Source organism: Demequina iriomotensis, from assembly GCF_000971395.1.
GTDB lineage: Bacteria > Actinomycetota > Actinomycetes > Actinomycetales > Demequinaceae > Demequina > Demequina iriomotensis.
This window is the reverse complement of record NZ_BBME01000009.1, coordinates 32,757-56,365: the sequence shown is the minus strand read 5'-3', so window position 1 is coordinate 56,365 and position 23,609 is coordinate 32,757. Positions and strand designations below refer to the sequence as shown.

Genomic DNA, 23,609 nt, shown 5'->3' with positions numbered 1-23,609 from the left:
CGGAACGCTAACACGGGTGTTCCGTCGATGGAACGGCGGTCCGTATGCTCGGAGCATGGAGGCAGGCGAGCTGGCACGCATCATCGGCATCCGCGTGCGCGACGCCCGCGTCGCTCAGGGGATGAGCCTCGGCGCGCTCGCGCGTGCGGCGGGCATCGGCAAGGGCTCGCTCTCCGAGCTCGAGCGCGGGTCGCGCAACCCGAACCTCTCCACGCTGTACGCGCTCGCGGCCGCGCTCGGGGCGCCGCTCGCGACGCTGCTCGCGGACCGTCCCGGGGCCGAGGTGGCCGCGGACGGGATTGCCGCGCGGCTGCTCGACGTCGACGAGGGTCCCGACGCCGTGGTCGAGGTCTACCGGCTCGAGCTCGCGGGCGGGGTCGAGCATCGCTCGGGGGCGCACGGCGCCGGCGTGGTCGAGCGCCTGCTGGTGCTGAACGGCGCCGTGACCGCGGGGCGCGCGGGCGAGCAGCGGCACGCGGCCGTCGGCGAGCTTCTCACGTGGGTGAGCGACGTCGATCACGCGTACCGGGCGGACGCGGGCGGCGCGAGCGCGCTGCTCACCGTGACCACCCCGCGGGGCTGAGCGTCGCGGGCTTGAGCGCCGGCAGGCCCGCGGCGCGGACCGCTACTTCTCGTCGCCCTTGAGGTTCTCCGCGGCGTCGCTCAGCTCCTCGACCGCGTCCTCCCAGACGTCGCCCGCGTCGTCGATGGTCGACACGACCTCCTCGGCCGCGCGGGCGCGCGCCTCGTCGGCCGCCTCCTTGACCTTCTTCGCCTCGGCGATCGCGGTGTCCTTGACCTTGGTGAAGGCCGGACCGGCGACGTCGGCGACCTTCTTCGCCTCGGTGACGGCGGTGTCCTTGACGTGCTCGGCCGCGGGGCCGGCGGCCTCGCGCACCTTCTCGTAGGTGGGGCCGGCCTTGTCCGTGATGACCTCGGCCGCGGCGTTGGCGGCGGCGGTCGCGGCGTCCGCGGCCTTCTTGGCGGCCTCGGCGGCGGCGTCCACGGCCTTGTTGACGTTGCGGCGGACGGTGTCCTTGAGGTCGCCCTCCGCGGCGAACTCCCACTCCTCGTCCTCGCCGGCCCACGCGTCGCGACCCTGGTCGCGGCGCGCCCACACCACCACGGCGGCACCTGCGGCCGCGGCGAGCGCGAGCGGCACCAGCACCTTGCTCCACGAGCGCCCGCCCTTGTCCTCGGGCTCGCTCCGCGCCGCATCGTCCACCGCCGCGATCACGGCCGGGATGGCGGCGCCGACGATCGCGGCGTGCGCGACGTCGACCCAGTGCTCCGTGGTCTCGCCGGCCTTGCGGACGTAGGGGGAGGCCTTCTTGGCGCCCGAGTGGTACGCCTCCTGGACCCGCGGGGACGCCCAGTCCTTGGCGTGCTCGACCTGGGGTCCGGCCCACTCCTTGGCGCGCTTCGCGGCCTTCCGTGCGGCGACCGACGCCTCGCGCGCGGCCTCGCGGGCCGCCTTGGCCGCATCGGCCGCCTGGTCGCGAGCCTTGTCGGCGTCGAAGCTCTGGAAAGTCACCTTGCTCATGCTGCGCTCCTCCTGGTCCGTGGGGACTTGGGCCACCCCGGTGGACAACCCACCTGGTGCGCGAACCCTTCCGTCCATCGTGCCACTAGAGGCGCGTGGTGGCGAGGGCCGTGGAACAATGGCGGGCATGATCGCAACCCTTCAGACCACCGCCGGGGACATCCGCATCGAGCTGTTCCCGAACCACGCGCCCGTGACCGTCAAGAACTTCGTGGGCCTCGCCACCGGCGAGAAGGAGTGGAAGGACCCGCAGACCGGCGAGAAGTCGACCGCGCCCTTCTACGACGGCCTCGTCTTCCACCGCGTCATCGACGGCTTCATGGTCCAGGGCGGCTGCCCGCTGGGCACCGGCACCGGCGGCCCGGGCTACAACTTCGACGACGAGATCCACCCCGAGCTCCGCTTCGACGAGCCCTACCTGCTCGCGATGGCGAACGCCGGCCAGCGCCTCAACCCCATCACCGGGCGCCCGGGCGGCACCAACGGCTCGCAGTTCTTCATCACGGTGGACAAGCCGAGCTGGCTCAACGGTAAGCACACCATCTTCGGCAAGGTCGCCGACGAGGAGTCGCGCGCCGTGGTCGACAAGATCTGCAAGACCCCGACCGACGGTCGCGACCGTCCGCTCGAGGACGTGATGATCACGTCCGTCACGATCTCCGAGTAACACTCGATGGCTCACGATCCGGGTGCCGCGGCGCCCACGTGCCCGCGGCACCCGGATCGGGTGTCCTACGTCCGCTGCCAGCGCTGCGGGCGTCCCGCCTGCCCCGAGTGCCAGAAGCCCGCGGCGGTCGGGATCCAGTGCGTCGACTGCGTGCGCGAGGCGAAGGCCTCGGCAAGGCCGATGCGCAACCGGCTCGGCTTCACGATGGCCCATGGCACGCCGTACGTGACGTTCGGCCTCATCGCCGCGAACGTGATCGCCTACCTCTACGGCACCTACGTGCTGGGCTGGCAGTCCTGGTGGATCGATTGGGCGCTCTTCCCCGGGGTGGGCAAGGAGACGGGCGGACTCGGCATCGAGTGGTACCGGTGGATCACCTCCGGGTTCCTGCACTCGAACCTGCTCCACATCGGCATGAACATGTTCGTGCTGTGGCAGTTCGGCTCGCAGCTCGAGCCGCTCATGGGGCGGCTCCGCTTCGGGCTGCTCTATCTCGCGTCCCTGCTGGGCGGCTCGGCGGCCATCGTGCTCCTGGGCACCGGGGCCAGCCCGCACGGCGGCGCCTCGGGCGCGATCTTCGGCCTCATCGCCGCCTATGCGGTCGTGCTGATGAAGCTGCGCCTCGACTACCGGTCGCTCATCACCACGGCCGGCCTGTGGCTGGCGCTGGGACTCGTCATCCCGAACATCTCGTGGCAGGGGCACCTGGGCGGCGCCGTGGTCGGCGGGCTCACGATGCTCGCCATGCTCCGCTGGGTGGAGCGCAGGCCCGGCTGAGCTCAGCCGCGCTTCGCAGTGCCGAGGCCCCGTCGCGCGTGCGGCGGGGCCTTCGTGCTGCGCCGCGCGCCGCCCTCCCGGAATGGGGCGCTCACGGTCGATCTGCGGGTCGCTGTATCTCCCATGGGGCGTCCGCGGACGGGCCGCGCGGTCGGCGCGGGGATGCGGCGCGCGGGCGGCGTGGGGTGCGGCGCGCGGTCGGCGGGGGGTGCGGCGTGGGGTGCGGCCGGGCGACGCCGAATGCCCCATGGCGCGCACGGAGCCCGCGAGAGCGACCGTCAGCGCCCCATTCGGGAGGTGACCCGGCTGGTGGTCAGGCTGGAGATCCGGCCGGTGGACCACCGAGGCGCCCGGCGCATCGTCCACCGGTCATCCACAGGCCGGGCCTGTGGACAGGTACGGCCCGAATCCCCGCTTTCCCCACACTCATCCACAGATGTGAATGACATCCGCGTAGTTATCCCCACCGTCATCCACATTCGGGGATAACTACAGCCGTGTGGTTTTCTCCACCGCTGTGGAGGGATCTGGGGATAACTACACGCGTGTGATTCAGCGCCAGCGGGTGAGCAGGCCCATGCCGACGGCCATGAGCACGAAGCCGATGATGAGGTTCGCGTCGCCGATGCCGGGGATGGGGTACTGGGCCTTCGCGACGTAGTAGACGACGATCCACGTGGGGCCCGCCACCAGCAGCGTCAGCGCCGTGGGCAGCAGCCACTTGGGGTTGTCGGACTGGGGCTTGCCCAGGTTGCGGGGGGCCTTGTAGACCTTGTCGTCGTTCTTCTTCGATCGCGCCACTGCACACTCCGTCGCTCTGCTGTGCCCGCGCACGCGCGCGGTGCTCACGGACAAGGGTACCGAGCAAGATGCCGTGAGCAGGATTCCCGCAGGTCGGAGCCTCCCGTAGGCTGGTGGATCATGTCCGCATCAGTGGAAGTCCCCACCCAGCCCGACGCCCCGCCGCCGGACCCGAGGCGGCGTGCGCCGGGCATCGGCACCCGCCTCGTCTCGCTCGTCGGCGAGCTCTGCATCATCGCCGGCGCCGTGGTGGGCCTGTACGTCGTGTGGCAGCTCTTTTACACCGACGTGGTCGCGGATCGCGAGCAGGCCGAGGTGGTCGAGGACCTGGACTGGGCGTACACCGGCGCCATCACGGCAGGTGACGTCGCCGAGGACGACGGCCCGCAGGTGATCCCCGCGGAGCTCCACCTGTCCCCCGACACCGCGCCCGTCATGGACGAGCCCGGCTTCGCCGAGACCTTCGCGACGTTCTACGTCCCGCGCTGGGGCACGGACTACATCAAGCCGATCTCCCAGGGCGTGACGCGCCGCGAGGTGCTCGACGTGCTGGGCATCGGCCACTATCCGGGCACCGGCATGCCAGGCGCGTACGGGAACTTCGCCATCAGCGCGCACCGGACCACGTACGGCAAGCCGTTCAACCGGATCGCCGAGCTCCAGGAGGGCGATGCGCTCGTGGTGCAGACCGAGGAGGCCTGGTACGTCTACCGCGTCACCGAGCACCTCATCGTCGACCCGAGCCAGGTCGAGGTCATCGCGCCGAACCCGTACGACCCCGGCGCCGCGCCCGACGGCCACTACATCACCCTGACGTCCTGCCATCCCATGTACTCGGCGGCCGAGCGCTACATCGTCCACGGCGAGCTCGAGTACTGGGCCCCGACCGGCAACGGCGTCCCCGCCGAGATCCTCGAGGAGATCCCGCAGCCATGATCTTCCCCGCCGTGTGGCGCATCCTGCCCGGCCCCGCGTGGGTGCGGTTCCTCCTGGTGCTGCTTCTCATCGCCGCGATCGTGGCGGCGCTCTTCCAGTGGGTCTACCCGTGGTTCTCGGTGACGTTCGACATCGAGGAGGCCAGCGTGGAGGCCGTGCCGTGACGCGCATCCTCGTGGTCGACAACTACGACTCGTTCGTCTACACCATCGTCGGCTACCTCCGGCAGATGGGTGCCGAGACCGTGGTCGTGAGGAACGATGCGGTCGCGGATGCCGGCGCCGTGTCGGGATACGACGGCGTGCTCATCTCGCCCGGGCCCGGCACGCCCGCCGAGGCCGGCGCGTCGATGGACGTCATCCGCCAGTGCGCGGAGACGGGCACGCCGATGCTCGGGATCTGCCTGGGCCATCAGGCGCTCGCGGAGGTCTACGGCGGCGTGGTCTCCCACGCGCCCGAGCTCATGCACGGCAAGACGTCGGAGGTCACGCACGGCGGCGACTCCGTGCTGGGCGGCCTACCGTCGCCGTTCACCGCGACGCGCTATCACTCGCTCGCGGTCGAGAACCCGACGGTGCCCGACGAGCTCGAGGTCACCGCCTCGACAGCGAACGGGATCATCATGGGCCTGCGCCACCGCGAGCTGCCGCTGCACGGTGTGCAGTTCCACCCCGAGTCCGTGCTGACCGAGGGTGGCCACCGCCTGCTCGCCAACTGGCTCGAGGTGTGCGGGATGCCCGACCCCGAGGGGCGGTCGGCGGGTCTCAGCCCGCTCGTGCGCCGGTGACAGCGCGGTGCGCTCGCCCGAGCCGAGCGGCCGTAAAGCGGTCGGGTCAGCCCCAGCCCTTCCACGCGCCGATCACCAGCATCGTCACCGCGAACCCGACGGGCTGGTTGAGCCACAGGAACGTGCGCCAGCCGCGGTTGGCCTCCTCGCAGCTCGCGTCCGTGACGCCGAGGAACCGTGCCACGGACGCCGCATAGAGCAGCGGCAGCGCGGCGGCGAGCGAGGCCGGCCACGGCAGGAACGCCAGGACCAGGGACGATGCGACGTAGAGCCCGAGCGCGAGGCGCACCGTCGCGCGGGCCCCGATGACGGTCGCGACCGAGGCGATCCCTCCCTCGCGGTCCGCGCGCACGTCCTGCACCGCGCCGAAGGAGTGGCTCGCCATGCCCCACAGGATGAATCCCACCCACACGGGCCACGTGGTGCGCGCGAGCAGCGGCGTGCCGGCGAGCACGAGCGCGTACAGCAGCGGCCCGCAGAAGTGCAGCGCGGACGTGAGGGAGTCGAGGAACGGGCGCTCCTTGAAGCGCAGACCCGGCACGGAGTAGGCGAGCACCCCGAGCAGGACGAGCAGGAGCGTCACCCCTGCCGCGAGCGGGCCCCGCGTGAGCAGCCAGACCGCCGGCGGGATCACCAGCACCACGCAGGCCCACAGGATGGCGCGGTGCACGCGCGCGGCCTCGGCGCGATCGCGGATCACGTCGCCCTCGATGCCGCCCTTGCGGGGGTTCGCGAGGTCGGACTCGTGGTCGAACACGTCGTTCACGCCGTACATCAGCAGGTTGTACGGGATGAGGAAGAACAGGGTGCCGACCACCAGCACCGCATCGAGCTCGTGGGTGGCGAGCAGGTAGCCGGCCGCGAAAGGGAAGGCGGTGTTGATCCACGAGACGGGGCGCGAGGCCCTGAGGAGGGAGCGGATCATGAGGCCTCGGCGTCCCGACCGGTGGGGGTGAGGAGGGTCCACAGCGTGGGGACCAGCAGCACCGCGGCGAGCGCGTAGGCCACGTCCTCGATCGGGGCGCCCGCCACGCGGACGCCGGAGATCAGCGACTCGTCGTAGGCGACGATCCCCGCGGCGACGATGAGCGGGTCGAAGACCGCGGTGAGGGCCACCAGCGCCGCGCCGGTGAGCAGCAGGGGACGATGCGGGAGCCGCCGGAGCACGGGCAGGCACGCAAGCGCCACGAGCGCGAGCACGGCGACGGACAGCACCACGTAGGTCATGAGGCCGGCGCCCTCCGCGACAGCCAGCGCCACAGCAGCAGCGTCTGGTAGGCGAGCAGCGTGAGGAAGATCGGCTCCTCGAGCGGCACCTCGGGCGCGAGGCGGATCCCGGTGAGCCACTCGGAGGAGCCGACGAAGAAGATCCCCAGCCCCACGCCGACCACGTCCCACACCAGCAGGAACGCCACCGTGGCGCCGACGGTGAGCAGCGCGGCACGGGGGCGGTCGAACACCGCGACGCGGTACCGGAGGTCGAGCGCGGTCAGGCCCGCGAGGGACACCAGCAGCGCGGCCAGGTAGGCGAGGTGGCTCACGGGCGCACCCGCCGCGCGAGATCCCCCAGCACGCCCGCGGCGCGCGAGCGCGCGAGGAAGCCGCGGGGCGCCGGCGTCGGCAGCGGCGAGGCGTCGACCGCCCCGAGCAGCCGCTTCGCCACGAGCTCCGCCGAGATGAGGCACAGCGGCACGCCGATGCCGGGCACGGTGGACGCCCCGGCGTAGAGCAGGTTGGGGACCTTGCCGGAGACGTTCGACGGGCGCAGCAGCGCCGTCTGCGCGAGCGTGTGCTCGAGCCCGAGCGCCCCGCCTCGCCAGGCGCCGTAGCGGGACGCGAAGTCCGCGGGGGTGATGACCTGGAGCACGGTCGACCGCTCGGCGAGATCGGGCACGCCCGCCCACGCCCCTACCTGGGCGAGGTAGCGGCGCCCGAGCGCGACCAGCTCGGCGCGCGACTCGGGGGTGGCGCCCAGCGACTCGTCCGCCGGGAACGGCACCAGCACGAACAGCGAGTCCTTGCCCGGCGGCGACACCGACGGATCGGTCGCGCCCGGGCGCGCGACGTACACGGACGCGGGCACCGGCGGGGGCGAGCCGTCGCGCAGGGCGCCGAAGTTCGCGTCCCAGTCGCGCGTGAAGAGCATGGTGTGGTGCGCGAGCTCGGGGACCGCGCCGTCGACCTCGGCGAGCACCAGCAGCGTGCTCACGCCGGGGCTGCGCCTCCGCCATGCGCGCTCGGGATGGGTCCGCCACCGCTCGGGGACCAGGCGGGTCTCGACGTGGTGGAGGTCGGCGGCCGCGACCACCGCGTCGGCGTGGAGGGTCTCGCCCGACTCGAGCGCGACGCCGGTCGCGAGCCCCGCATCGTCCACCAGGATGCCGGCGACGGGCGACGAGGTGCGCAGCTCGGCGCCCTCCTCGCGCGCGACGCGCGCGAGGGCCTCGACCACCGCGTGGATGCCGCCGCGGGGGTAGCGCACGCCGTCGTTGAGGTCGAGGTGGCTCATGAGCGAGAAGAGCGCGGGCGCCCGGTCGGGCGAGGAGCCGAGGAAGACCGCGTGGAAGCCCAGCACCTGACGCAGCCGCGGGTCGCGCACGCGCGACGCGATGCGCGCGCCCAGCGACTGCGCGAGCAGGCTCGCGAGCGTGGGTAGGCGTCGCAGCACGGTGGACGATGCGACGCCCAGGGGGCGCGCGTACGTCGTGTAGAGGAAGCGGTCGAGGGCGATCCGGTAGAGCTCGCGCGCGTCCTCGGCGTAGGCGCGCATCGCCTCGCCCTCGCCGGGCGCGAGCGCGTCGAAGCGACGCCAGTTCTCCTCGGCGTCGGCGGACACCTCGAGGGCGTCGGCGGGGCCCCACGGGTCCTCGCCCTCGAACAGCACGCGGTAGCGCGGGTCGAGGTCGACCAGCTCGAGCTCCTCCTCGACGTCGCGCCCCATGAGCGCGAACCATTGCGCGAAGGCCTCGGGCATGAGGTACCAGGTCGGACCCGAGTCGAACGTGTGGCCCGCGATCTCGACGCGTCCGGTGCGGCCGCCGAGCGCCGCGTGGCGCTCCACCAGGGTCACCTCGGCGCCGCCGCGCGCGAGCAGGCCGGCGGTCGCGAGGCCCGCGACGCCCCCGCCGACGACCACGATGCGCGGCGCCGTCATGCGTCCCTCCTCCTGCCGCCGGTGGCGACGTTGCGCGCGGCGAGGGCGAGCTTGACCCGATCGGGTACCCGCACCCGTCGGGAGGCGATCTCACTCGCGGGAGTCTCCTCGATCTGCCGCAGCAGCCGCGCGTAGATGTCGATGGTGGTGCCCACCGCCGCCCGGGCGCGCCACGGGAGGCGGTCGAAGGCGCGCTCGGCGGCGGCGATGTCGGCGCGGCATCCGGCGACCAGCGCCGCGAGCCGCTCCTGGTCGAGCGTCGCCGCGGTGACGCCGGGGAGATAGGACCGGCCGAGCCGGTCCAGGTCGACGCCCAGGTCCCGCAGGAAGTTCACCTTCTGATAGGCCGCGCCCAGGCGCCGCGCGCCCGCGCGCACCTCCGGGTCGAGCGGCCGGGGCCCGCGCCCGGTGTTGACGAAGACGGCGAGGCACATCTCCCCCACCACCTCGGCCGAGCCGAGGATGTAGCGCGCGAGCGACTCCTCGTCGTGGACGGTGTCGACCAGGTCCATCCGCATCGACGCGAAGAACGGCTCGGTCTGCTCGCGCGTGATGCCCACGGCCCGGGCGGTGCGCGCGAACGCGTGCGCGACCAGGTCGGCGCTGAAGCCGCGCTCCATCGCGGCGTGCACCTGGTCCGCGAAGCCGTCGAGCAGCGCGCCGGCGTCCGGGCCGCGGTAGGTGTCGACCAGCTCGTCGGCGACGCGCACCATCGCGTAGACGTTGCGCACATGCGTGCGCTGCGCGCGCGGCAGCAGTCGCGTCCCCATGCCGAAGGACGTCGAGTAGCGGGCGAGCACCCGCGCGGTCGCCTCGTCCGCCGTCGCGTCGTACAGCGCCAGCGCGGCCGCCTCGTCATCGTGGCGGCGGTGGCGCGCTCCTCGGCTCACGAGGTGCGCTCTTCGAGCGTCGCGATGAGGTCGACCAGGTAGCCCGATAGCGGGGCGGGGATCCGCTCGTAGGCGATGCGGCGCGCGATCCGTGCCTGCTGCCGCGCGGTGAGCAGCGCGCGCTCGCGGGCGCCGCTCGACACGAGCACCTCGCGGACCCGCGCGGCGGCCGCCTCGTCCAATGCCGGATCCCCGACCGCGCCCGCGAGCACGGCGCGTCCCGCCGCGTCCGCGTGCGCGAAGCCCAGGCGCATCAGCTCGGTGCGCTTGCCCGCGCGCAGGTCGGACAGCACCGACTTGCCCGTGACCGCGGGGTCGCCGAACACCCCCAGGTCGTCGTCCACCAGCTGGAAGCTCAGGCCGAGCGCCGTGCCGAGCCGCTCGAGGTGCGCCGTCATGGTCGGATCCGCGCCCGCGAGCTGCGCGCCCGCGAGCAGCGGGACCACCACGGAGTACGTCGCGGTCTTGAGCTCCGCGATGACCAGGGGCTCGGCATCCTCGGGTGCGCGCGCGTCCGCGTACATGTCCCGGAGCTCGCCCGCGATGGTGGTGCGCACCGCGCGGGTGAGGAGGTCGAGGCACGCGATGCGATGGTGCGAGGCGATGTCGGCCCGCGCGACCAGGTCGTAGGCGGAGGACAGCGCGAGGTCGCCGCCCAGGACGGCTGCGGCCCGGACGTGCGCCTCGACCTGGGCGGGCGAGAGGCCGGTGCCCTCGAGCGCGATCCGGCGGGCGCCGGCGACGTTGGGGCGACCCCGCCGGACCTCGTCGCCGTCCAGCAGGTCGTCGTGGATCAGCATCGCGGCGTGCAGCATCTCCACGGCCGCCGCGATGGGGGCGATGGCGCGGGTGTCGCGACCGCCCAGGCCCGAGTACGCGGCGAGCGTGAGCATCGGCCGCAGGTTCTTCCCGGCGAGGTGCAGGTCGCCCACGGCGTCCCACAGGTCGCGGTAGTCGGCGCCCGCCGCGGGGAGCTCGGCCTGGACGCGGGCCAGGTGCGCCGCGAGGACCAGCCTGACCTCGTCGAGGCCCCGCGCGACGAACGCCTGCACCCCGTCGACGGTGTCCATCGGCATCATCACGTCAGGATAGACAGCGCCGCCCCGCGGGGTATTCCCGCGGGGCGGCGTGCATCGTGCCTGGCTGGTCGGCCGCGACTCAGTCGCGGGTCGTCACCGGCACTGGTACTGCTCCTCGGTGACGTCGGGCGCGTTGGTCGGGTCGGGCGTCACCAGCACGGCGCGCACGTCGCACCACATCGTGAGGTCGACGGTGCTGCCCGGGGTGACCTCGAGGCCCGCGCGCGGGTTGGTCGCCTTGACGGTGCCGGCGAGGTCGGGGTTCGCCTCGCTCGTGTCGATGGTGACCGTCCCGACCGCGAGGCCGTCGCCCTCGAGATCCGACTTCGCGGCGTTCTGAGACTTGCCGGTGACGTCCGGCACCACCACGGTCGAGGGCTCCTCGGCCACGACGAGGGCGACGGTGGACCCGCGCTCGACCTCGCCCGCGCCGGGGTTCTGCTCGAGCACCGTGCCCGGGTTCTTGTCCTCGGTCTCGCGGTAGGACTCGTCCGGCACCAGGTTGAGCTCGCCGAGCGTCTTGCGCGCCTCGGCGAGGGTCGCGCCCGTGAGGTCGGGGAGGTCGACCAGGCCCGACGACAGGTAGAGCGTCACCGCGGATCCGCCGGCCACCTCCTCGCCGGCCTCGGGCTCGGTGCTCGATGCGCGGCCCGCGTCGAACTTCGGGTCGTTCTCGGTGTCACGTGCGACCACCCGGAGACCGGCCTCCTCGAGGCGTTGGACGGCCTCCTCCTCGGTGTCGCCGCTCACGTCGGGGATGGTGACCACGTCGGGGCCGCTCGAGAGGAAGACCGTGATGGTCGCGCCCTCCTCGACGTCCTTGCCCGCCTCGGGGTTGGTGCGCGTCACCAGGCCCTCGTCGACGTCGGCGGAGGCCTCCTGCTTGAACTTCCCGACCAGGCCGAGCCTGTCGAGCTCGGCCTGCGCCTGCTCGCGGGTCATGCCCTCCATGTCGGTGATGTCGACGGTGACGGAGGCCGACGGGCTCGGCTCGGCGCCGGACCCCGCCTCGCGGGTCATCATCCAGATGGCGAGGATCGCGAGGATCGCGGCCAGCGCCGCGGCGCCCAGCATCGACCACTGCACGATCTTCTTGCGCCGCGCGGCGGCGGCGTCCTCCTCGTCCTCCTCGAGTGTGTCGACGCCCGCGGTCTCCGGACCCGTCGCGCCGGGCTCGTCGACCGAGGCCCACGGGCCGCCGGCCGGCATGACGGCGGTCTGACCGCCGAGCGTCGGCTCGGGCATGATCTCCGTCGCGTTGGTCTCCGGTCCCTGGTCTCCCAGCGCCGCGGCCGCCACGCCGGCGGCGCCCGCGCCGAGCGCGGCAGAGCCGAGGGCGATCGCCCCGGTCGAGGGCGCGAGAGGCTCGCCGGACATCACGCTGCGGAGGTCCGCGAGGAAGTCCTGGGCGCTCGCGTAGCGCTCGTCACGGTTCTTGGTGAGTGCGCGCAGCACCACCCGGTCGAGCTCCTCCGGGACGTCGGAGGCGAACTCCGAGGGCCGCGGCGCCGCCTCGCGCACGTGCTGGTAGGCGACGGACACGGGGGAGTCGCCGATGAACGGCGGGCGTCCGGTGAGCAGCTCGAACAGCACGCAGCCGGTCGAGTACAGGTCGGAGCGCGCGTCGACGTTCTCGCCGCGCGCCTGCTCGGGCGAGAGGTACTGCGCGGTGCCCACGACGGCCTGGGTCTGGGTCATCGTCTGACCGGAGTCCGCCAGCGCACGGGCGATGCCGAAGTCCATGACCTTCACGGCGCCCGTCGGCGTGAGCATGATGTTCGCCGGCTTGATGTCGCGGTGGACCAGCCCCGCGTGGTGCGAGTAGTCGAGCGCCGCGAGCACGCCCGCGGTGATCTCGACCGCCTCGTCGATCGGCGCGGCGACGTCGCCCTTGAGGATCTCGCGGACCGTGTGGCCCTCGACGTACTCCATCACGATGAACGGCACGGCCTGCGGGTTGCCGTCGGGGTTGACGATGCTGTCCTCGCCCGTGTCGTACACGGCGACGATGCTCGGGTGGTTGAGCCCGGCGGCAGCCTGGGCCTCGCGGCGGAACCGGGTCTGGAAGGACGGGTCGCGCGCGAGGTCGGCGCGCAGGATCTTGATGGCGACGGTCCTGCCCAGGCGCGTGTCGTAGCCGACGTGCACCTCGGCCATGCCGCCGCGGCCGATGAGGTCGCCGACCTCGTACCGTCCGGCGAGGATCTTCGGCTCTTGGTTCATGAAACGTCCTTCGTGGTCCTACGTGCTGGGGGCCATTCTCGCATCTACCGGGCCTGTGGCCTGCGACGCTCGACATCCGGGCGGGGGCGGTACTCGCGCGGGGCGATGCTGGGCGGCATCGCGCGGCGCGGCGCGGAGGCGGGCAGCCCGGTGTCGAGCGGCGGCTGCGCCGCGCCGGTGCCGGGCTCGAGCAGCTCGAGCTCGGCGAGGATCCTGTCGAGCTCGAGCGCGTCGTGGGGCCGGCGCCGTGGGTTCTTGTCGAGCAGCCGGAAGATCAGCGCCGCGAGGTCGGGCGAGACGCCGGCGGGCAGCGGCGGCACCGGCTCGTTGACCTGGGCGATCGCGATGTCGACGGCGCTCGCGGCGGTGAACGGCCGCCTGCCCACGACGGCCTCGAAGGCGATGATGCCGAGCGCGTAGAGGTCCGAGGCGGCGGTGGCCGGCTTGCCCAGCGCGAGCTCGGGGGCGAGGTACTGCGCGGTGCCCATCACCATGCCCGTCGCGGTCAGCGTGGTCTGGTCCGTGCCCCGGCTCACGCCGAAGTCCGTGATCTTGACGCGGTCGCCCTCCTGCACCAGCAGGTTGCCCGGCTTGACGTCGCGATGCATGATCCCGGCCTCGTGCGCGACCGCGAGGCCGCGGCACGTGTGGCGCATGAGCGTCACGAGGCGGGCCTCGTCGAGCGTGCGCTCCCTCTCGAGGATCGTCGACAGCGGCTCGCCCTCGACCAGCTCCATGACGATGTAGGGGGTGCCGTCGTGCTCGCCGAAGTCGAAGACCTGCGCGATGTTGGAGTGCACCAGGCCGGCGGCGTTGCGCGCCTCGTTGCGGAAGCGCTTGAGGAACGTCTCGTTCTCCGCGGCGCCGTCCTTGAGGACCTTGATCGCGATCTCGCGGTCGAGCTCGGCGTCGGTGCCGCGCCACACCTCTCCCATGCCGCCCACCGCGAGCAGCGAGCGCAGCACGTAGCGGCCGGCCAGGGTGGTCCCCGCGTGGATCGCCATGTCAGCTTCCTCCCTGGGCCGCGATGGCGGCCTCCATGACGGCGCGCGCGATGGGGGCGGCGACCTTGCCGCCCGTCACCTCGCCCTCCGTCGAGCCGCCGTTCTCCACGAGCACGGCGACGGCGACCACCGGGTCGTTCGCGGGGGCGAAGCCCACGAACCACGTGTGCGGGCGCTCGTCGGTGCCCGTCTCGGCCGTGCCGGTCTTGCCCGCCACGGAGACGCCGTCGATGCGCGCGGCGGAGCCGGTGCCCGCCTCGACCACCTGGACCATCATGTCGGTGAGCTCGTTCGCGTCCGCGCGGGACATCGGCTGCGACATCTCCTCGGGCTCGGCGTCCTCGACCAGCCGCAGGTTGGCGTCGCGCACCGAGTCGACCAGGTAGGGGCGCATGAGGACGCCGTCGTTCGCGATGCCGGCCGCGACCATCGCCATCTGCAGCGGAGTGGCGCGGACGTCGAACTGGCCGATGGAGGACATGGCGGTCTGCGCATCGTCCGGGTTGTCGGGCAGCACCGACGGGGTCACGGCGAGCGGGATGGAGAGCTGCTCGCCCCAGCCGAACTCCTCGGCCTTGCGCGCGACCAGGTTCCACCCGAGCTGCATACCCAGGTTCGCGAAGGACGTGTTGCAGCTCATCGCGAGCGAGTCCGCGAGGGTCTGGAACTCGTTCGCGGAGCAGGACTCGCCGCCGTAGTTGCCGAGCGTGTTCGACGACTGCGGCAGCTCGAGCTGGTCCGGAGCGTAGAGCTCGGAGTCGGCGTCGTAGCCGGCCTCGAGCGCCGCCGCGGACACGATGAGCTTGAACGTCGAGCCCGGCGGGTAGAGGTCGCCCGCGATCGCGCGGTTGACCAGCGGGCCGTCCTCCTGGCTCAGCAGCGCCTGGTAGTTCTCGTTGACCTCGGCGCTGTCGTGACCGGCGAGCGTCGCGGGATCGTACGTGGGGCTCGTGACCATCGCGAGCACCTCGCCCGAGCGCGGGTCGAGCGCGACCACCGCGCCGGCGCTGTCGCCGAGCGCGCTCGCGGCGGCCTCCTGGACCTGCGCGCTGAGCGTGAGCTCGACGCTCGCGCCGCGCTGGGTCTCCCCCGACACGAGGTCCGACAGGCGCGTCCAGAAGAGCGAGTCGGCGGTGCCCGACAGGAGATCGTTCTCGGTCTGCTCGATCGCGGTGCGGCCGAAGACGATGGAGTAGTAGCCGGTCGCTGCGGCGTACAGCGGGCCGTCGGCGTAGGTGCGCTGGTAGCTGAACGGGTCGTCGACCGGCTTGGACCACACGACGGACTCGCCGTCGACCACGATGGGCCCGCGGAAGGTCCCGTACTCGCGGTACAGCGTGCGCACGTTGCGTGCGTCGGCGTTGAGGTCGCCGGCGGCGATCACCTGGATGTAGGACGCCGCGACCATGAGCGCGAGGAACATCGCGAGCACCACGACGGAGAGGCGGCGGACGGGCTCGTTCACGCGGTCACCTCCTCGGGGCGCCGGGCCTGATCCGACAGCCGCAGCAGCAGGCCGACGATGATCCAGTTGGCGAGCATCGACGATCCGCCGTACGCGAGGAACGGCGTGGTGAGGCCCGTGAGCGGGATGACGCGCGTGACGCCCCCGACCACGATGAAGACCTGCAGCGCGATCGCGAAGCCCAGGCCCGCGGCGAGCAGCTTGCCGAAGCCGTGGCGGGTCCCGATCGCGGTGCGCATGGCGCGCTGCACGATGATGACGTAGAGGGTGAGGATCGCCATGAGGCCCGTGAGCCCCAGCTCCTCGCCGATCGACGCGACGATGAAGTCGGACTCGGCGTACGGCACCAGGTCGGGGCGTCCCTCGCCGAGGCCGGTGCCGAACAGGCCGCCCGAGGCCATGCCGAAGAGGCCGCGCACCAGCTGCTCGCTGGTCCCGGACCGGTAGACCTCGGCGTCGAGCGCATGCAGCCACGCCGTGTAGCGCACGGCGACGTGGCTGAACAGGGTGCCCGCGAGCACGGCGCCGAACCCGAACATGCCGAGGCCCACGAGCACCCAGCTGAGGCGCTCGGTCGCGACGTAGAGCATCGCGACGAAGATGCCGAAGAGCAGGAGCGACGTCCCCAGGTCGCGCTCGTAGATCTGCACGAGCATCGCGGCCGCCCACACGAGCGCGAGCGGGCCCATGTCGCGGGGCCGCGGGAAGCGCATGCCCAGCACCTTGGGTCCGGCGAGGGCGAGCGTGTCGCGGTTGGTGACCAGGTAGCCGGCGAAGAACACGACGAACGCGATCTTCGCGAACTCGGCGGGCTGGAGCGAGCGGCCGAAGACCGAGATCCAGATGCGGGCGCCGTTGATCTCGGTGCCCAGCCCGGGCACGAGCGGCAGCAGCAGGCCGATGATGCCGAGCACGCCCGCGGTGTAGGTGAAGCGGCGCAGCAGGCGGTAGTCGCGCAGCAGCAGGATCACCAGCAGCGCGAGCGCGATGCCCAGCAGCGTCCAGACCGTCTGCACCCCGCCGAAGTCGGTCTCGCGGCCGCGCGACGCGTACGCGAAGTCCATGCGGCGGATCATCGCGAGGCCGATGCCGTTGAGGCCGAGCACGGCCGGCACCAGCACGGGGTCGGCGAACGGCGCCCAGCGGCGGATCGCGAGGTGGATCGCGAGGGCGACCACCGTCCATCCGGCTGCGTAGAACGCGAGCTCGTCGAGCTCGAGGAAGTCGGCGTGATAGTCGACCAGCCCGCGCGCGAGCACCGCGATCGCGACGGCGAGGCCGAGGAGGCCCAGCTCGCTCCTGCGGCCGGTGCGGACCTTGACGTCCGTGACGGTGGCCACTAGTCGCCCGTCTCCAGTCCCACGACCACCTCGGCCGCCTCGTCCAGGCTCCTCACCCGGATGGCATCGAGCACGCGTTCGCGCTGGTAAGGCTCGAGCTCGTCGACCGGGATGCCGGTCTGCTCGACCACGTGGGAGAGCGTGAGGTCGCCCACCGCCTCGGGGATCCCGCGGTAGATGGTGACGAACCCGTCGCTCTCGCCGACGAAGTACTGCTTCTGCGACCACACGTAGCCGCCCCACGCCGCACCCGCGAGCACCAGCAGCGCGGCGATGGGCAGGATCCACGGACGCAGGCGCGCCCAGCGGTCTCGCGCAGGCTCGTCGTCGTCCTCGGGCTCCTCGCGCGCGGCGAGGCGCGCGGCCTTGCCCGCCGGGGAGTCGCCGCCCGCGGAGGGCTTGCGACGGTCGCGCGCGGCGGAGCCGACGATCTGGGAGGAGGTGGACGGCCCGACGCCGTCCGGCGCGGCGTCGATGTCGACGATGTCGCCGATGATGCACGTGACGTTGTCGGGCGCGCCGCCGGCGAGCGCGAGGCCCACGAGCGCATCGGCGCAGTCGCCCGGGTCCTCGACCTCGAGCATCGTGGTGCGCATCGTGTCCTTGCTCACCACGCCCGAGAGGCCGTCGGAGCACAGCAGCCAGCGGTCGCCGGGGTGCGTCTCGCGCACCGAGATGTCGACGGGCACGTCGGCGTCGATGTCGCCGAGCACGCGCAGCAGCATCGAGCGCTTGGGATGGTGCTCCGCGTCCGCGACCGACAGGCGCCCGGTGTCGACCAGGTGCTGGACGAACGAGTGGTCGGTGGTGACCTGCTCGAGCTCGCCGCCGCGCAGCAGGTAGGCACGCGAGTCGCCGATGTGCGCCATGGACAGCGTGGAGCCCGAGCGCAGGATCGCGGTGACGGTGGTGCCCAGCCCCGAGAGCTCCGGATCGTTGCGCGCGCGTTCCACGATCTGGGCGTGGGCGTCGGAGATCGCGGCCTTGAGCTCGTCGAGCGCATCGTCCGGGCCGTGCGCCTCGCCCTCGAGGGCGGCGAGACGGCCGATGGCGATCGACGAGGCGATGTCGCCGCCCGCGGCGCCGCCCATGCCGTCCGCGACGGCGAGCAGGTGCGGGCCGGCGAAGCCCGAGTCCTGGTTGTTGGCGCGCACCAGCCCCACATCGGAGCGCGCGGCGAAGTGGATCCCCAGGTACATCAGCCGCGCAGCTCCAGCGAGGTCGCGCCGATGCGCACCACGTCACCGGACCGGAACGGCACGGGGTCGGTGACGCGCTGGTTGCCCAGGTAGGTGCCGTTGGTCGAGCCGAGGTCCTCGACCATCCAGCGCTCCCCCTCGAGGTAGATGCGGCAGTGCTTCGCCGAGCAGTAGTCGTCGTCGATCACCAGCGTGCACGTGCTCGCGCGGCCCACGAGCACGGGTGCCGCGCCCAGCGGGATGGTGGTGCCCTTGAGGGGCCCCGAGGTCACCGCGAGGTGCCCGGCGGAGGGCTCGCGTGTCGAGATCGAGCCGGTGCGGATGCCGGTCGCGGCGCGGCTGGGCGACGCCGTCTTCTCCGCGCGGGCCTCCTCGCGGCGCGACTCGCGCCCGCGTCCGCGGGCCGTGACGCGCGTGCCGTACAGGTCCGCGCGCAGTACCGCGATCGCGGAGAGCACGAGCGCCCACAGCAGGACCAGGAAGCCCAGGCGCAGCAGGGTGATGGAGAGCTGGCTCACGTCAGAGGTCCTCGTCCCCGGCGACGGCGTCCCAGTACATGAGCGTGGTCCGCCCGATGGTGATCGCATTGCCGTCGAGCAGGGTGGCCTCCCCGACCCGCTGATCCTCGACGAAGGTGCCGTTGGTGGAGCCCAGGTCCGTGAGGATGGTGCCGTGGTCGGTGACCTCGAGTCGCACGTGGCGGCGGCTCACCCCCGTGTCGTCGACCACGATGTCGGCCTCCGTGCCGCGGCCGATGGTGGTCGACTCGCCCGTGAGGTAGTAGCGCACGCCGTCGATGTCGAGCAGCGGGTAGCGCGAGCTCGGGTTGGTGCCCGTGGCGGGCGCGACGGGTCCACGCGTGGTGCGCGACACCACGGCGTAGCGCCCGGTCGCGAGCGTGTCGTCGACCTCGAACGTCACGTCGACGGTCCCGACGAACGAGTAGCGCTGGCGCTCGGCGTGGGTGCGCAGCGAGTCGACGAGCTCGTGACGGAGCGCGTCGGCGCCCCACTGCTCGACCGTGTCGTGATCCGCGGGCGCGAGCGCGACGATGTACTCGTTCGGGGCCACGGTGCGGCCGCGGTCGACCACGGCCGCGCGGGCGTCGCACTCGCGCTTGACCGCGGCGGCGAGCTCGACCGGCTTGACGCCCGCCTTGAACGTGCGTGCGAACGCGTTCTGCATCACGTTCTCGACGCCGCGCTCGAAGCGGTCCAGGACACCCATGCGGGCATCGTAACGTGAGTGTCAGCCAGCGCCATCAGGCCTGGCCGTGCACGGGTCAGGCCGCGTTCGCCGCGCCGCCGAGCGGCGCGCGGAGCGGCCACTCGTCGCCGTCGAGCACCATCTGCACCGCCGAGCCGGAGGACGGCTCGATGACGATGGGCGCGAGCAGGTTGACGGTCGTCGCGTCGGCCTCGCCGCCCGGGTGGACGATCGCGAGCATGACGAGCCCCGCATCGTCCCCGGCGCCGAGCGCCGTGCGCACCTCCGCGGGCACGGCCGGCGCGTAGGAGGGGAAGTAGGCCTGCGGCGAGGCGGCGAAGAGCCGCACGCCCGGGTCGTCCTCGCTGCGGAGGGTGAAGACGAAGCCTGCGTCGTCGATCGCGGCCAGGCGGAATCGGGTGAGGTCGGCCATGCCGGGGATGCGCTCGACGAACCCGAGCGCGTCGGGGACCTCGCGCACGTCCGTGCGCGCACCGTCGACAGCGACCGCGACGCTCATCGGAGGTAGTCCAGGAGCGTCGGCTGGAGCACGCGGCTGGTCGCGCCGAGCGCTCCCTGGTACGCGACCTCCTGCATCTGGAGCTCGAGGACGGCCTTCGCGAGGTCGATGTCCTCGAGGCCCGAGATGCGCGACGTGAGGTCCTGCACGCGGAACTCGAGCGAGGACTTCGCCTCGGTGATCTGCGAGTAGCGGGTGCCCACGTCCGACAGGGTGGAGAGCATCGCGTCGAGCCGGGTGTCGATCTCCGCGAGGCGAGGGGCGACATCGACGCCGGCGCGGAGGTCCGCCGAGATGTCGTCGAGCAGCTGGAACACCGAGGCGGCACCCTCGCCGAAGGCGGCGGAGCCGTCGGCGTCGACCCGGACGGTCGCCTCGGGGCCGATGCGCCGGGTGACGGCCGAGCCGGCGACGCCGTTCCAGGCGTAGCCGCCCGCGGTGTCGGAGAACGCCGCCGCGGTGCTCGTGGTGCCCGCGAAGATCGAGCGGCCGTCGAGCTTCGTGTTGGCGAGGTCGAGCAGCGCGTCGCGCAGGCCGTCGATGTCGACCGCGATGGCCTCGCGCGACGTGTCGCCCATAGCGCCCGAGTTGGCGCCCTGCACCGTGAGGTTGCGCGCGCGGCGCAGCGCCGAGACGGCGGACTGGAGGGTCGAGTCGATCTGCGACAGCCAGGACTCGCCGTCGGTCGCGTTGCGCAGCGCCTGCTCCGATGCGGCCTTCTCGGCGCGGTAGGACATCGCGCGCCCCGCCGAGCTCGGGTCGTCCGACGCCTTGGTGATGATCTTGCCCGAGGACATCTGGCCCTGCAGGTCCGCCATCTTGGACAGGTTCATCTGCAGGTTGGCCAGCGTGGAGCGCTGGACGGTCTGCTGGGTCACGCGGTTGATCACGGGTTACCTCCCGACCGTGCCGGTGCGGTTGATGAGCGTGTCGAGCATCTCGTCGAGCGTGGTGAGCACGCGCGCGGCAGCCTCGTACGCCGTCTGGTACTGGAGCATGTTGGCGGTCTCCTCGTCGATGTCGACGGTCGCGTTGCCCAGCTGGAGGGACTCCGCGGTGGCCCGCGTGGACTCCGCGACGGTCGCGCGCGTGCGCGCCGACGCGGTGGTGACGCCCAGGTCGACCACGAACGAGCGCCAGGTCGCGCCGGGACCGGTCGGGTCCTCGCGCAGCTGCGAGATCGCGTCGGCCAGCGAGCCGTCGAACTCGCCGGCGCCGGAGACGGCCGCGGCCACCTTGCTCGGGTCGGTGATCGCGACGGTGAGGCCCAGCGCGGCGGGCGCGCCGGCGCTGAAGGTGAAGAACTCCACCCCGGTGTCGTCCGGCGCGGCCGCGAGCGTCGAGCCGGTGACGTGGAGCGCGTTGACCTTCGCCGCGACGCCGGTCGCGAGGTCGTTGACGGCGCCCACGGCCTTCGCGACCGAGCCGCCCAGCGACGCGGGCTGGAGGGAGGACACCGTGCCGGCGAGCGCGCCGCCGGTGAGCGCGAGGGCCGTGCCGTCGGCCCACGACAGCGAGATCGCGCCGGACGATGCGGGCTCGGCGATCGCGGTCGTCATGACGTACGAGCCGTTGACCTTGATCGACGTGGCATGGTCGCCCTGGACCAGCGGGTTGCCCGCGACCATGACCGTCATCGTGCCGTCGGCCTTGGTGGTCGCCGTGGCGCCCACGAGCCCGGAGAGCTCGGTGACCAGCAGGTCGCGCTGGTCCATGAGCTCGTTGGCCGAGCCGCCCGAGACGAGCACGCCGCGGATCTGCTGGTTGAGGTCGGCGATCGCGCCGGCGGCGGTGTTGACGCGCGCCGCCATCGTGTCGGCCTCCGTGCGGCCCTGATCCCACTGCGAGCGGAACTGGGTGTACGTGTCGGAGATGCGGTTGGCGAGGCTCGACGCCTGGCCGAGGACCGTGGTGCGGACAGCCGCGCTGTCGGGGGAGTTCGCGAGGTCCTCCCACGAGGACCAGAAGGCGGTGAGGGCCGAGGCCACGCCGGTGTCGCTGGGCTCGGTCACCACGGTCTCGAGGCGCTCGAGCGCGGTGGCCGCGGCGTCGGTGCTCGAGGCGTACGCGGTCTGGCTGCGCAGCCGCGAGTCCAGGAACATGTCCGCGATGCGGTTGATGCCCACCACCTGCACGCCGTTGCCCACGCCGTTCGACGTCGAGTACAGCGCGGTCACGGAGGACGCGTTGATCGCCTGGACCGAGAGGGTCTGGCGGGTGTAGCCGGCGGTGTTGGCATTCGCGATGTTCTGGCCCGCGACGTCGAGCGCCTGGCGCTGCGCGATGAGCGAGGACAGGGCGCCCGAGATGCCGGAGAAGGTGCTCATCAGAGGGTCTCGTCCAGGAGGAAGGAGGAGGACGAGCGCGACGCGCTGCCCTTCTGGTCGTACGTGCCGACGGTCGCCTCGATGCCGACGAGCGCCTCGCGTGTCGCCTGCAGCGACACCGCCAGCAGCTCGCGGTTGCTCTCGCCGAGCGCGGCGATCTGCGACGCGAGGCCGGAGAGAGCGACGTGGTGGGCGGTCAGCATCTCGTCCCACGGGGACGGTGCGGCGGCGGCCAGCTCGCGCAGGCCCGGGTCGCCGTCGAGCCCGATCGAGCGCGCGGCCGCATCGGCCTCGGCCGCGCGGCCCAGGTCGGCTCCGCGGATCTGGTCGAGCACCAGCTCCACCTCGCGCGCCGCGCGTGCCAGCCAGCGGCTACGGCCGCTCGTGATGACCAGCTCCTCGGTCTCCAGCTTGTACAGCAGGGTCTCCAGGAGCTCGCGCTCGCGCCAGAGAACGGCGGACAGCTCATCGAATGACATGACGCTCCTCGGTATCCCTTCGCCGGCGTCGACTTTTCCGACCCTCGCGAGCCTTCTCGCACCGGTCACAGCAGTCCTATCGGCCTCCGACACGCAATTGTGACGGTTATGTTGCGCATGCGGAAGTGCGGCGACGCGTGCAACGAATGTGACGCGGCCCACTCGTGTGGACTTCCTCACTGACACCTGTACAGTTCAATGCCGCAAATCTGGACAAAGCCGGGGGTGCATCGGCGCCGAAGGGTGCGAAACGGACGCGCTTTCGACGCGATGACACACGTAATGGCACGTAATGCCGTCAATCCGGTCAGCAAAAGCGACGCCGGGATGTGAACGCCTGCCACGATGCTCCGCATGGACACCGATCTCCGCGCTTCGAACGCTCTCGTCGAAGAGCACCTTGCGCTCGTGGGCTACAACGTCAACGAGGTCATGGCCCGCGTCCCCGCGCATGTGTCGCGTGCCGACCTCATGTCGGCGGGGTCCATCGCGCTCGTCCGCGCGGCACGGTCCTTCGACGAGTCCAAGGGCGTCCCGTTCGCCCGCTACGCCTCGATGCGCATCCGCGGCGCGCTCATCGACGAGCTCCGCTCGATGGACTGGGTCTCGCGCGGCGCCCGCCAGCGCGCTCGCCAGGTGACCGAGGTCTCCGAGCGCCTCGCCGCCGCGCTGGGCCGCGAGCCCAGCCGGGCCGAGATCGCCTCCGCGCTCGGCGTCTCGATCGCCGAGGTCCACGCGGCCCACGCCGATGGCGACGCCCGGATGCTGTCGATCGAGGCCTTCGACGGTGCGATCGCCGACGTGGTGGTCGACACGAGCGCCGGTCCTCTCGACGCGGTGGTGGGAGCCGAGCGGATCGACTACCTGCGCGCCGGCGTCGAGTGCCTGCCCGACAAGCTCCGCTACGTCATCGAGCAGCTGTTCATGCACGACCGCCCGGTGGTCGAGCTGGCCGAGGAGCTGGGCGTGACGCGCTCGCGCATCAGCCAGCTGCGCACCGAGGCGCTGTCCCTGCTCAAGGACGGGCTCGAGGCGAACCTCGAGCGCGACGAGGTCCCCACGGTCGACCCCCAGCAGGGCGTGGCCGAGCGCCGCCGCCAGGCGTACTTCGCCTCCATCGCGGCGCGCACCTCGACCCACGCGGGCGTCATGGCGGCCGCAGGCGCGGTCCACGGGACGGCCCGCCCCGCGCACACCCGAGCGGCGTCCTGA

26 protein-coding genes are annotated in these 23,609 nt (G+C 72.4%); 7 read left to right on the top strand and 19 right to left on the bottom strand.

Annotation, left to right across the window (positions count from 1 at the left end):
* The first annotated feature begins 55 nt into the window (after nt 1-55).
* On the top strand, nt 56-583 hold the full coding sequence (locus AOM09_RS00365) for a helix-turn-helix domain-containing protein (protein WP_062382635.1): 528 nt from the start codon (nt 56-58) through the stop codon (nt 581-583).
* 42 nt (nt 584-625) lie between these two features.
* Here the strand turns inward: AOM09_RS00365 and AOM09_RS00360 are convergent, their stop codons facing one another.
* The gene (locus AOM09_RS00360; protein ID WP_062382631.1) at nt 626-1,543 is read right to left on the bottom strand and encodes a hypothetical protein; all 918 of its coding nucleotides are present in this window, start codon (nt 1,541-1,543) and stop codon (nt 626-628) included.
* Nucleotides 1,544-1,670: 127 nt separating this feature from the next.
* Between AOM09_RS00360 and AOM09_RS00355 the strand changes: the two genes are divergently transcribed.
* Nucleotides 1,671-2,210, top strand: a complete 540-nt coding sequence (locus AOM09_RS00355; protein ID WP_062384320.1) for a peptidylprolyl isomerase — start codon at nt 1,671-1,673, stop codon at nt 2,208-2,210.
* A 6-nt stretch (nt 2,211-2,216) separates the two neighbouring features.
* Nucleotides 2,217-2,987: a rhomboid family intramembrane serine protease gene (locus AOM09_RS00350; RefSeq protein WP_082098685.1), complete on the top strand. Its 771-nt coding sequence runs from the start codon at nt 2,217-2,219 to the stop codon at nt 2,985-2,987.
* 552 nt (nt 2,988-3,539) lie between these two features.
* Here the strand turns inward: AOM09_RS00350 and AOM09_RS00345 are convergent.
* A complete protein-coding gene (locus tag AOM09_RS00345) occupies nt 3,540-3,788 on the bottom strand; it encodes a cell division protein CrgA (RefSeq protein WP_082098684.1) in 249 nt (82 codons plus the stop codon).
* A gap of 120 nt (nt 3,789-3,908) precedes the next feature.
* Between AOM09_RS00345 and AOM09_RS00340 the strand changes: the two genes are divergently transcribed.
* Genes AOM09_RS00340 through AOM09_RS00335 form a run of 3 tightly spaced genes read left to right on the top strand, consistent with a single transcriptional unit; the run spans nt 3,909 to nt 5,511 of the window.
* Nucleotides 3,909-4,724 (top strand): class E sortase, encoded by an 816-nt coding sequence (locus tag AOM09_RS00340; protein WP_062382625.1) that lies wholly within the window; start codon nt 3,909-3,911, stop codon nt 4,722-4,724.
* Nucleotides 4,721-4,888 carry a hypothetical protein gene (locus AOM09_RS15050; protein ID WP_156162159.1) on the top strand — a complete coding sequence of 56 codons (168 nt, stop codon included), beginning with the start codon at nt 4,721-4,723 and terminating at the stop codon, nt 4,886-4,888. Before AOM09_RS00340 ends, AOM09_RS15050 begins: the two co-directional genes overlap by 4 nt.
* Nucleotides 4,885-5,511 carry an aminodeoxychorismate/anthranilate synthase component II gene (locus tag AOM09_RS00335; protein WP_062382621.1) on the top strand — a complete coding sequence of 209 codons (627 nt, stop codon included), beginning with the start codon at nt 4,885-4,887 and terminating at the stop codon, nt 5,509-5,511. The genes AOM09_RS15050 and AOM09_RS00335 overlap by 4 nt, the downstream gene beginning before the upstream one ends.
* Before the next feature lie 46 nt (nt 5,512-5,557).
* Here AOM09_RS00335 and AOM09_RS00330 read toward each other — a convergent pair whose 3' ends face one another.
* The 17 genes from AOM09_RS00330 to AOM09_RS00250 form a co-directional block, all read right to left on the bottom strand.
* Nucleotides 5,558-6,436, bottom strand: a complete 879-nt coding sequence (locus AOM09_RS00330) for a prenyltransferase (RefSeq protein WP_062382618.1) — start codon at nt 6,434-6,436, stop codon at nt 5,558-5,560.
* Nucleotides 6,433-6,771, bottom strand: coding sequence for a lycopene cyclase domain-containing protein (locus tag AOM09_RS00325; protein ID WP_062382615.1), 339 nt, complete (start codon nt 6,769-6,771; stop codon nt 6,433-6,435). Before AOM09_RS00325 ends, AOM09_RS00330 begins: the two co-directional genes overlap by 4 nt.
* A complete protein-coding gene (locus AOM09_RS00320; RefSeq protein WP_062382611.1) occupies nt 6,735-7,052 on the bottom strand; it encodes a lycopene cyclase domain-containing protein in 318 nt (105 codons plus the stop codon). The genes AOM09_RS00325 and AOM09_RS00320 overlap by 37 nt, the downstream gene beginning before the upstream one ends.
* Complete coding sequence (gene crtI, locus AOM09_RS00315) at nt 7,049-8,665, bottom strand: phytoene desaturase family protein (protein ID WP_062382607.1); 1,617 nt, start codon at nt 8,663-8,665, stop codon at nt 7,049-7,051. The genes AOM09_RS00320 and crtI overlap by 4 nt, the downstream gene beginning before the upstream one ends.
* Nucleotides 8,662-9,555: a phytoene/squalene synthase family protein gene (locus AOM09_RS00310; protein ID WP_062382602.1), complete on the bottom strand. Its 894-nt coding sequence runs from the start codon at nt 9,553-9,555 to the stop codon at nt 8,662-8,664. Before AOM09_RS00310 ends, crtI begins: the two co-directional genes overlap by 4 nt.
* Complete coding sequence (locus AOM09_RS00305) at nt 9,552-10,634, bottom strand: polyprenyl synthetase family protein (RefSeq protein WP_082098683.1); 1,083 nt, start codon at nt 10,632-10,634, stop codon at nt 9,552-9,554. Before AOM09_RS00305 ends, AOM09_RS00310 begins: the two co-directional genes overlap by 4 nt.
* 93 nt (nt 10,635-10,727) lie before the next feature.
* Nucleotides 10,728-12,857, bottom strand: coding sequence for a Stk1 family PASTA domain-containing Ser/Thr kinase (gene pknB, locus AOM09_RS00300; RefSeq protein WP_062382595.1), 2,130 nt, complete (start codon nt 12,855-12,857; stop codon nt 10,728-10,730).
* Between the two features lie 44 nt (nt 12,858-12,901).
* Complete coding sequence (locus tag AOM09_RS00295) at nt 12,902-13,861, bottom strand: serine/threonine-protein kinase (RefSeq protein ID WP_062382591.1); 960 nt, start codon at nt 13,859-13,861, stop codon at nt 12,902-12,904.
* A 1-nt stretch (nt 13,862) separates the two neighbouring features.
* Nucleotides 13,863-15,326 carry a peptidoglycan D,D-transpeptidase FtsI family protein gene (locus tag AOM09_RS00290; protein WP_062382587.1) on the bottom strand — a complete coding sequence of 488 codons (1,464 nt, stop codon included), beginning with the start codon at nt 15,324-15,326 and terminating at the stop codon, nt 13,863-13,865.
* On the bottom strand, nt 15,323-16,666 hold the full coding sequence (locus AOM09_RS00285) for an FtsW/RodA/SpoVE family cell cycle protein (RefSeq protein WP_062382579.1): 1,344 nt from the start codon (nt 16,664-16,666) through the stop codon (nt 15,323-15,325). Before AOM09_RS00285 ends, AOM09_RS00290 begins: the two co-directional genes overlap by 4 nt.
* Nucleotides 16,666-17,865: a PP2C family protein-serine/threonine phosphatase gene (locus AOM09_RS00280; RefSeq protein WP_082098682.1), complete on the bottom strand. Its 1,200-nt coding sequence runs from the start codon at nt 17,863-17,865 to the stop codon at nt 16,666-16,668. Before AOM09_RS00280 ends, AOM09_RS00285 begins: the two co-directional genes overlap by 1 nt.
* A complete protein-coding gene (locus AOM09_RS00275) occupies nt 17,865-18,383 on the bottom strand; it encodes an FHA domain-containing protein FhaB/FipA (RefSeq protein ID WP_062382576.1) in 519 nt (172 codons plus the stop codon). Before AOM09_RS00275 ends, AOM09_RS00280 begins: the two co-directional genes overlap by 1 nt.
* 1 nt (nt 18,384) lies before the next feature.
* Entirely contained in the window at nt 18,385-19,092 is a 708-nt protein-coding gene (locus tag AOM09_RS00270) for an FHA domain-containing protein (protein WP_062382572.1), read from the bottom strand.
* 55 nt (nt 19,093-19,147) lie between these two features.
* Complete coding sequence (locus AOM09_RS00265; RefSeq protein ID WP_062382569.1) at nt 19,148-19,591, bottom strand: flagellar assembly protein FliW; 444 nt, start codon at nt 19,589-19,591, stop codon at nt 19,148-19,150.
* Entirely contained in the window at nt 19,588-20,481 is an 894-nt protein-coding gene (flgL, locus tag AOM09_RS00260) for a flagellar hook-associated protein FlgL (protein WP_062382566.1), read from the bottom strand. The genes AOM09_RS00265 and flgL overlap by 4 nt, the downstream gene beginning before the upstream one ends.
* Before the next feature lie 3 nt (nt 20,482-20,484).
* Complete coding sequence (gene flgK / locus AOM09_RS00255) at nt 20,485-21,918, bottom strand: flagellar hook-associated protein FlgK (RefSeq protein ID WP_062382562.1); 1,434 nt, start codon at nt 21,916-21,918, stop codon at nt 20,485-20,487.
* The gene (locus AOM09_RS00250; RefSeq protein WP_062382558.1) at nt 21,918-22,397 is read right to left on the bottom strand and encodes a flagellar protein FlgN; all 480 of its coding nucleotides are present in this window, start codon (nt 22,395-22,397) and stop codon (nt 21,918-21,920) included. The genes flgK and AOM09_RS00250 overlap by 1 nt, the downstream gene beginning before the upstream one ends.
* Before the next feature lie 354 nt (nt 22,398-22,751).
* On the opposite strand from AOM09_RS00250, the gene AOM09_RS00245 reads away from it, so the two are divergent.
* Nucleotides 22,752-23,609, top strand: a complete 858-nt coding sequence (locus tag AOM09_RS00245) for a sigma-70 family RNA polymerase sigma factor (RefSeq protein WP_062384314.1) — start codon at nt 22,752-22,754, stop codon at nt 23,607-23,609.

Bases quoted from the DNA above. Each gene is read 5' to 3' on its own strand.
- AOM09_RS00365 (WP_062382635.1), top strand. From the start codon at position 56: ATGGAGGCAGGCGAGCTGGCACGCATCATCGGCATCCGCGTGCGCGAC.
- AOM09_RS00360 (WP_062382631.1), bottom strand. From the start codon at position 1,543: ATGAGCAAGGTGACTTTCCAGAGCTTCGACGCCGACAAGGCTCGCGAC.
- AOM09_RS00355 (WP_062384320.1), top strand. From the start codon at position 1,671: ATGATCGCAACCCTTCAGACCACCGCCGGGGACATCCGCATCGAGCTG.
- AOM09_RS00350 (WP_082098685.1), top strand. From the start codon at position 2,217: ATGGCTCACGATCCGGGTGCCGCGGCGCCCACGTGCCCGCGGCACCCG.
- AOM09_RS00340 (WP_062382625.1), top strand. From the start codon at position 3,909: ATGTCCGCATCAGTGGAAGTCCCCACCCAGCCCGACGCCCCGCCGCCG.
- AOM09_RS15050 (WP_156162159.1), top strand. From the start codon at position 4,721: ATGATCTTCCCCGCCGTGTGGCGCATCCTGCCCGGCCCCGCGTGGGTG.
- AOM09_RS00330 (WP_062382618.1), bottom strand. From the start codon at position 6,436: ATGATCCGCTCCCTCCTCAGGGCCTCGCGCCCCGTCTCGTGGATCAAC.
- crtI (WP_062382607.1), bottom strand. From the start codon at position 8,665: ATGACGGCGCCGCGCATCGTGGTCGTCGGCGGGGGCGTCGCGGGCCTC.
- AOM09_RS00305 (WP_082098683.1), bottom strand. From the start codon at position 10,634: ATGATGCCGATGGACACCGTCGACGGGGTGCAGGCGTTCGTCGCGCGG.
- pknB (WP_062382595.1), bottom strand. From the start codon at position 12,857: ATGAACCAAGAGCCGAAGATCCTCGCCGGACGGTACGAGGTCGGCGAC.
- AOM09_RS00295 (WP_062382591.1), bottom strand. From the start codon at position 13,861: ATGGCGATCCACGCGGGGACCACCCTGGCCGGCCGCTACGTGCTGCGC.
- AOM09_RS00280 (WP_082098682.1), bottom strand. From the start codon at position 17,865: ATGTACCTGGGGATCCACTTCGCCGCGCGCTCCGATGTGGGGCTGGTG.
- AOM09_RS00270 (WP_062382572.1), bottom strand. From the start codon at position 19,092: ATGGGTGTCCTGGACCGCTTCGAGCGCGGCGTCGAGAACGTGATGCAG.
- AOM09_RS00265 (WP_062382569.1), bottom strand. From the start codon at position 19,591: ATGAGCGTCGCGGTCGCTGTCGACGGTGCGCGCACGGACGTGCGCGAG.
- flgK (WP_062382562.1), bottom strand. From the start codon at position 21,918: ATGAGCACCTTCTCCGGCATCTCGGGCGCCCTGTCCTCGCTCATCGCG.
- AOM09_RS00250 (WP_062382558.1), bottom strand. From the start codon at position 22,397: ATGTCATTCGATGAGCTGTCCGCCGTTCTCTGGCGCGAGCGCGAGCTC.
- AOM09_RS00245 (WP_062384314.1), top strand. From the start codon at position 22,752: ATGGACACCGATCTCCGCGCTTCGAACGCTCTCGTCGAAGAGCACCTT.